Raw genomic sequence first — 6241 nt, 5'->3', positions numbered from 1 at the left:
TAATTTTCATACTTTCATCAAACATTGAAAGAAGTCCGGAAACCACCAAAAAGGGACGGAGGCTGAGGTTTCCCCACGTTTTCATGCTGCCACAGCCATCTGATCGAGTAGCTCCGGAGACGGCTTTCGTATCTGCTCCATGAGTTCTTCGAGCCTGGCATTTGACCATCGTCGCAACAGCGCCTCACGGCCCAGCCGCATGATCGAGTACAGCCGTCGCTTGGATCTAAACGGTGCCAGCCATTGATCGATGCCTGCGGTTTCGCAGGCCATGCCGACCAGCCAGCTGGCGAAGGCTGCCATCGTGTGGAGTAACAGCAGCGGCGAAAAAGGTGTCAGGGACAATTTCCGACAGCAAATAAAAAAGGGGTCAAGTTCATTTAATCCCAAGTCTTGGACGCTTTCGCCGGTCTCCCGTGTGGCCGGACGCTGACCGCCCGTTGTATCAGTGCCTCCAGAACGATGTCAGGTTCACTTACAACCGTTTGACTCACGCAAAACAGGTTTAGGGCCAGGCCCTTCTCGATGCTCCAGCAGCGAACGTCTGTTCTTGAGTCGACTTTCGGATAGTCTCGGCATCAACCACGAGGAGTGTCTGGTGACAACACGCTATACGACATCCGGTGTGCGGTTGCGCCTTCATTCTTCAAGGGCAGGCAACCTTGACTGGTTGCTCTTGCCGGGTGGTCCGGGTCTGGGTTCGGAGAGCCTGCAGGAACTGGCCGACGTTTTGGATGTGCCTGGTTCGGTGTGGCTGGTTGATCTTCCCGGCGATGGGTCCAACACGACGCGAGCTGATCGTGAGCCGTTTGTTCAGTGGCCGCAGGTGCTCGTTGAGGCGGCGCAGGCGCTCCCTGATGCCATTTTTGTGGGGCACTCGACCGGTGGCATGTATCTGCTGGCGACGCCGCAACTGCGTGGACTCATCCGTGGGTTGGCTTTGCTCGATACGGCTCCTGACTGCTCGTGGCATCCACATTTTGTAGAGATGACACGAAACCATCCGCTGCCGGCATTTGATCATGCGGCCGCCGTCTACGAGCAGGATTCTTCGGCTGCGAACCTCATGCGTCTCGCCGTGGCCTCTGCGGAGTGGAACTTCACCCCCAAAGCGTTGGGCGCCGGTCGCGCGTTGCTTGCGCGGTTGCCATACAACGGCGATGCCGTCGCATGGTCAGAGGCGAATTTCGATCACACCTACAAGGCCACCTGGTGGCCTATCGACATTCCGGTGCTGCGTTTGTGGGGTGACTGTGACCGGATCGTCAGCCAACAAAGTTGGAATGCTGATGAATACGCCACCACCAATGTGATGACGCGAGCTATTCCGGACGCGGGTCATTTTCCCTGGATCGACAATCCGGTTGCGGTGACAGACGCTTTCAATGAGTTCGCCGAGAAAATTCTTGAAACAGTGGTCGGGGCCAAAACGGTGATAAGGGGGCGTGGCTAATTAAATGTCTCCGTCTTCCTGGATGCTTGCCCGCGGTGGCCGCCCACATGGCGCCACACGGCGCCGTGTCCGAGGGAGGACGAGCTCTCCGGTTTTCAGGTCTCGGCCATGAATGCCCGCAGCGCAGCCGCAACCGCTTCGGGTTGCTCGTCCGGCGCAAAATGGCCGCTTGCTGGAACCAGGCCGCCGCGCACATGCGCCAGACCGCCCCCGCGCAGTCCGTCCACGTAGCGCTGCGGTTCGATGCCGCGTTCCGCCTCGCCGCGCAGATAGAGCAAGGGCGTCTCCACCTGGTGGCTGCGCGCGTCGCGGTTGTGCTGCGCGTCCTGCCTGAAGGCGCGATACCACTCGAAGCCCGCATGCAATGCCTGCGGCTGCGCGTAGGCGGCTGCATACACGTTCCGCGCTTGCGGGTCCACGCCCTCGGGGCGGGCGGACAATGCGTCGAAGAAGAAAGCGAAGTATTCGGCCTGGTGACCTGCCACCAGCGTTTCCGGCAGCTGTGGCACGGCGTGGAATGCGAAATGCCAGATGTGCGGGTTGCGCTCCACCTCATGCCAGGGGCCCACGCCCGGCACCGCCGTGTTCATGATCACCGCCCGCTCCAGCACGCCAGGCCACGCGTGCAGGAAGGCGTACACGATCATGCCGCCCACGTCGTGACCGACCAGGGTGGTATGCCGCAAACCCAATTGCGCGATGGCCCCGCGCACATAGCCGGCCAGCGTGCGCTTGTCGCTGGCCGCCGGAAGCGTGGGAGAGCCGCCGATCCCCGGCAGGTCGATCGCCACCACGTGCGCGTGCGCCGCCAGCGCGGCCATCACCCGCTCGAACGATTGCCAGCAGGTCGGCCAACCGTGCAGGAACATCACCGCCGGCTGCGTGTCAGTGCCGCCTTCGACGGCATGGATCGCAACGCCGTCCACTTCGAGTCCCTGGCACTTTTTATCTCGCATCTGCCGCGGCGCAGGCAGGTGCATGCCCGGTTCCACGGTCACTCAACTTCCTTCGTCCCGTTTTGAGCTCAGTGCCAATTGTCAGGGTGCCAACGGTCACGCCTGACTGTTGGCCCATGTGGAGACCGGACGACCTTTGTAGCCTGACCTCACCATGAGTATTCCAGCTGAAAAGATGGCCATCCAGACGCATGGCCTTACGCGCGTCTTTCGCGGTGGCCAGGGTGTCCACCAGCTTGATCTGGCGGTTCCCGAGGGCGCCATCTACGGGTTTCTGGGGCCCAACGGCGCTGGCAAGACGACCACCATTCGCCTGCTGTTGGGATTGCTGCGGCCCGAAGCCGGGGAGGTGTGGCTGTTCGGTCGGCGCCTGACCCATGCCGATCGCGAGGCGTTGAGCGGGATGGGGGCGATGGTGGAAAACCCGTCGTTGTACCCGCACCTGAGCGCGCGCGACAACCTTGAGGTGACGCGGCGTCTGGTCGACGCGCCAGTGGCGCGTATCGACGAGGTTCTGCATGTCGTCGACCTGCAGCAGCACGCACATCGTCGCGTGCGCGAGTTTTCGCTGGGCATGCGCCAACGCCTGGGTATTGCATTGGCGCTGCTGAACCGGCCGCGGTTGCTGATCCTGGATGAGCCGACCAACGGCCTGGACCCGGCCGGCATTGCCGAGATGCGGCGCGTCATCAAGCGCATGACGCAGGAGCTGGGCCTGAGTGTGTTCCTGTCCAGCCACCTGCTGAGCGAAGTCGAACAGCTGGCCACGCATGTGGGTGTGATCCATGAGGGGCGGTTGCTGTTCCAGGGCACGCTCGACGACCTGCGCGAACGCTCCGGCGAGTATCTGGAAATCGTTTGCGACGACAGCGCGACAGCCTGCGCCCAACTGCTTGAAGCGGGTGAGTCGCCAACGGCCGTCGATACGCGCACGGTGCGGCTGGCCCGGCCGGTGCAGGCCGACCATGTGCTCAATCGTCTGTTGGTTGCACATGGGCATGCAGTGCATCGCCTGGTGCGCCAGCGGCCTTCGCTCGAATCCCTGTTCTTTGCGATGACCGATGCCAGGGAGAAGGCCGCATGATTGTTTACTGGCGAGCCCTGCGGGCAGAAATGCTCAAGCTGAAACACACCCTGGCCTTGTGGATGGTGCTGATCCTGCCGCTGGCCGTGGCCGCCTTGATCGTGTTGGTGGGGAGCCTGCATCCATCGGCGCCAGAGCGCTCCGTCACTCCTGCCGCGGCCTGGCACGGGCTGGAAACCGGCATGTTCAGCCTGTGGTGCCTGTTGATGGTGCCGCTGTTTGTCACGCTGGAAACGGCCTTGCTGGCCGGGCTGGAACACGGCAACCAGCAATGGAAACATCTGCTGGCACTGCCACTGCCGCCGAGCGCGCATTACCTGGCCAAGCTGTTGATGATGGTCCTGATGGTGCTGGGGGCCTACCTGCTGCTGTGCGTCCTGGTCCTGCCGGCAGGCTGGATACTCATGGTCACCGCGCCCGACCACGGCCTCGCGGGGTTGCCGCCGCTGGCAGACCTGTGGCCGCTGCCGGCCGCCAGCTTCGCTGCCAGCATGCTGATCGTCGCCCTGCAGACATGGATCGCCTTGCGCTGGCAAAGCTTCACGCTGGCGGTGTCGGTGGGCATCGTGGCCACCGTCGTCGGCTTCATCGTCGCGCAATCGCGGTTCGGCAATTTTTTCCCGTGGACCTTGCCGGGGCGCATATTCCACCATGGCGGCGACATGCAGTTGACGCTGGCTGTGGGGCTGGGTGGCGGCGTGCTCGTTGCGGTGCTGGGGCTGGTCGACTTCCTGCGCCGCGAAAGCCCGTAAGCGCAGTGAAGCCATCCGGTCATGGATCCCTGCCGGGATCGATCACCTCGCGCTTCGCTCGCCGGGAATTTGTGTGGCCGACTTTGGTTTGTTCGCGAACAGCGAACAGAACAAGGGGAGGAAGGGAGTTGGGCTGGAATATCTTCCCGTAGCGATTGCCCTGCAGATGCAGGTGGCGACGGTGGTCGTTGTTGTCCGGAAAACGTAGCGGCGAGCTTCCCAGCTCGTGGCAAGGGCTTCCCAATGACTTGTGGCGTTTGATTGCCACCACGTGTCGCCATAACCTCGTTGCGTCTTCATGAAGGATGACAGCCATGCGCTCGCTTCATCTTCTCGCCATTGTTCTTGCCGCTGGCTTCGCGTGCAGCGCCGCGAGCGCGGCCGACGTTGACGGGAAGGCACAGCCAGGGGTGCGCGATGTCTTCAACCAGGTGCAGCAGAACGCCTGGTATCTGCCGACGACGGATCATGTGGCGAAGTTGTTCGTGACCGAGATCGGGCAGGGCTCGCCGGTGGTGTTCCTGCATGGCGGTCCGGGGCGCGATTTCCACTACATCATCGATGCCTTGCGGCCGCAGCTGGAACGGCATGCCTTCGTCCTGTACGACCAGCGCGGCAGCGTCCTGTCGCCGGTGCCGGCGGGAACCGAGGGCAAGCTGACCATGCGCCAGATGGTGGATGACCTGGAGGCATTGCGCGTCGCGCTGGGCCGCGATCGGCTGGTGCTGTTCGGGCACTCGTTCGGCAGCCTGCTGGCCATGGCCTATTACCGGGCCCATCCCTCACACGTGGAGCGCCTGGTCCTGGCCGGCTCCCTGCCACCGGTGATGGACAAGGCCATGTCGGATGCCTACGACAAGGCGCTGGACCAGCGGGAAACCGCCATGATGTCGCGCGAGGACGCCATCGCGCGGGCGCTGGCCGAGGCTGGCCTGCCGTCGGACAAGGGCCGCGACACACCGCGGCAGGCGAGGATGCGGTTGCGCATCCGCTACAACGCGCCGCTGGACCTGGTGCACGTGGAGCGCTGGCGCCAGCTCACCAGCGGCGGCATCTACTACAACCATGCGGCGGGCGCGGCGATCGCCGCGAGCATGCCTGCCTGGGACGTGCGGCCGGCGATCGCTGCGCACCCGGTGCCGATCACCGTCATCCAGGGCGACAGCGACTATCTCGATCCGTCGGCGCGCTCGTGGTCCGCTCTGGCCAAGGCGGGAAAGATCCGCCTTCACGTCATTCGTGATGCCGGACACTGCGCCTGGATCGACCAGCCGCGGGCATTCGCGGAGGCGCTGCGCGATGGTTTGGACGGCCATTGACGAGAGTACGATCGACGAGGCTGGTCGTGCTGCGGCGGAGCGATGGTGTCGTCTCGCCAGCCCGGCAGGGGATCGGGGTGCCCGACAGTGTTCGCGGCACCTTGGCGCTGTATGGTTGCAAGCGGCAATGCAGCGTTTGCAAAGGCGTGTTCGACAAGACGATCCCGAAAGTCGCGTCGTCCTATCGCTACCTCAATTGCCGCGCCCACGACGACCCTGCGATCGAGAATTACCAGGCGCAGGCGCATCCCTCGGGGATCAAGACGCTGGATGTCGATCGGTACTTTCCGGGGTAGTGCTCGCGGGCTTCAATAGCGACGCCGACCTGAAGGGACATGGCCAATGAAAGTTGCTCGCCACCGTCTGTTCGTGGTGGCGGGCTCCAGTGCCTCCCGGTACTTCCGGCACACTCCCTCGGCCCGCCGTCAGGTCCAGCATTCCCCGCACCGATCACCACGATCCGCTGCGGGGGAGAGACGTCATGCCGACCATGGACCGCCGACAGTTCCTGAAGCTCTCCGCCACGCTGGGTGCGGCGCTGGCCCTGGGGTGCACGCCGTTGCGTCCTTCGTCGAGCGGCTGGCGCGAGCGGCGGGAGGTGTATCCGCAAGGCGTCGCCTCCGGCGATCCGGATGACAACAGCGTCCTGCTGTGGACGCGGCGCCCGTATGCGGATG

8 protein-coding genes and 1 pseudogene are annotated in these 6241 nt (G+C 63.7%); 6 read left to right on the top strand and 3 right to left on the bottom strand.

Going from position 1 to position 6241, the window contains the following annotated elements:
• Positions 1-81 precede the first annotated feature (81 nt).
• Positions 82-321 (bottom strand): annotated as a pseudogene (locus tag VFN25_RS12505) (IS4 family transposase); the annotation flags it as partial.
• 277 nt (positions 322-598) lie between these two features.
• Here VFN25_RS12505 and VFN25_RS12500 point away from each other — a divergent pair.
• The gene (locus VFN25_RS12500; RefSeq protein WP_325142383.1) at positions 599-1453 is read left to right on the top strand and encodes an alpha/beta hydrolase; all 855 of its coding nucleotides are present in this window, start codon (positions 599-601) and stop codon (positions 1451-1453) included.
• A 95-nt stretch (positions 1454-1548) separates the two neighbouring features.
• Here the strand turns inward: VFN25_RS12500 and VFN25_RS12495 are convergent, their stop codons facing one another.
• A complete protein-coding gene (locus VFN25_RS12495) occupies positions 1549-2451 on the bottom strand; it encodes an alpha/beta hydrolase (protein WP_325142381.1) in 903 nt (300 codons plus the stop codon).
• A gap of 133 nt (positions 2452-2584) precedes the next feature.
• Here VFN25_RS12495 and VFN25_RS12490 point away from each other — a divergent pair, with 133 nt between their 5' ends.
• On the top strand, positions 2585-3493 hold the full coding sequence (locus VFN25_RS12490) for an ABC transporter ATP-binding protein (RefSeq protein WP_325142379.1): 909 nt from the start codon (positions 2585-2587) through the stop codon (positions 3491-3493).
• Complete coding sequence (locus VFN25_RS12485; RefSeq protein ID WP_325142377.1) at positions 3490-4245, top strand: ABC transporter permease; 756 nt, start codon at positions 3490-3492, stop codon at positions 4243-4245. The genes VFN25_RS12490 and VFN25_RS12485 overlap by 4 nt, the downstream gene beginning before the upstream one ends.
• A 19-nt stretch (positions 4246-4264) precedes the next feature.
• On the opposite strand, the gene VFN25_RS12480 is transcribed toward VFN25_RS12485, so the two are convergent.
• The gene (locus VFN25_RS12480) at positions 4265-4561 is read right to left on the bottom strand and encodes a hypothetical protein (RefSeq protein WP_325142375.1); all 297 of its coding nucleotides are present in this window, start codon (positions 4559-4561) and stop codon (positions 4265-4267) included.
• Here VFN25_RS12480 and VFN25_RS12475 point away from each other — a divergent pair.
• The 3 genes from VFN25_RS12475 to VFN25_RS12465 form a co-directional block, all read left to right on the top strand.
• Positions 4560-5564, top strand: coding sequence for an alpha/beta hydrolase (locus VFN25_RS12475; protein WP_325142374.1), 1005 nt, complete (start codon positions 4560-4562; stop codon positions 5562-5564). The genes VFN25_RS12480 and VFN25_RS12475 overlap by 2 nt on opposite strands.
• 77 nt (positions 5565-5641) lie before the next feature.
• Positions 5642-5860 (top strand): hypothetical protein, encoded by a 219-nt coding sequence (locus tag VFN25_RS12470; protein WP_325142372.1) that lies wholly within the window; start codon positions 5642-5644, stop codon positions 5858-5860.
• Positions 5861-6045: 185 nt separating this feature from the next.
• Positions 6046-6241: twin-arginine translocation signal domain-containing protein (locus tag VFN25_RS12465; RefSeq protein ID WP_325142370.1), on the top strand; the 196-nt coding region annotated here is incomplete at its 3' end.

Source organism: Dokdonella sp. (assembly GCF_035703485.1).
In the GTDB taxonomy this organism is placed as follows: domain Bacteria; phylum Pseudomonadota; class Gammaproteobacteria; order Xanthomonadales; family Rhodanobacteraceae; genus Dokdonella.
Note: the sequence above shows the minus strand (reverse complement) of the source record. Positions and strands in the feature narration are given on the sequence as shown.

Coding starts and splice junctions, on each gene's coding strand:
- VFN25_RS12490 (WP_325142379.1), top strand. CDS start 2,585: ATGGCCATCCAGACGCATGGCCTTACGCGCGTCTTTCGCGGTGGCCAG.
- VFN25_RS12480 (WP_325142375.1), bottom strand. CDS start 4,561: ATGGCTGTCATCCTTCATGAAGACGCAACGAGGTTATGGCGACACGTG.
- VFN25_RS12475 (WP_325142374.1), top strand. CDS start 4,560: ATGCGCTCGCTTCATCTTCTCGCCATTGTTCTTGCCGCTGGCTTCGCG.
- VFN25_RS12485 (WP_325142377.1), top strand. CDS start 3,490: ATGATTGTTTACTGGCGAGCCCTGCGGGCAGAAATGCTCAAGCTGAAA.